The following is a 420-nucleotide window of genomic DNA, read 5'->3' as shown; positions in this document are numbered from 1 at the left end:
TAATCAAAAGCACTTTTATCGGCAAGGTTAAATGCCCTGCTCATATTGCTTTCAATAGCGTTCTTGTCGGGAGCAAGCGTAAAGAACAGTTCGTGAAATCTCCTAACGTGTTCCCTTGCTTCAACCGGGCGGTTGATGCTCGCATCCTGCGATAAGGCAAGCATCAGGGATTTGCCGTTATCCAGTACATAGATTTTTTGGCGTTGTTCTTCTGCAAAGCGGTAGGAACGCCATACGGCGTAACCTACCACGCTAATGCAGAGAACCGCAAACACAATGGCATATAATCTTATCTGCCTAAAGCTGTTTTCGATATTTCTTAGCGTTTTAAATTCCATTTTTTAGAATGATTAATGATTATTTATTCATCAGTTTACCGCCGATGTTTCCAACTGTTGAGCCTGCGCCTGCTCCGGCGAT

Annotated in this window: 1 protein-coding gene; it reads right to left on the bottom strand. The window is 43.6% G+C overall.

The annotated features are described in order from the left end of the window. On the bottom strand, positions 1-338 hold a 338-nt coding region (gene traK, locus JHJ32_RS22695; RefSeq protein ID WP_200123032.1), incomplete at its 3' end, for a conjugative transposon protein TraK. Positions 339-420: the final 82 nt, after the last annotated feature.

This window comes from Parapedobacter sp. ISTM3 (assembly GCF_016533505.1).
GTDB lineage: Bacteria > Bacteroidota > Bacteroidia > Sphingobacteriales > Sphingobacteriaceae > Parapedobacter > Parapedobacter luteus.
This window is presented reverse-complemented; position numbering and strand designations above follow the sequence as displayed.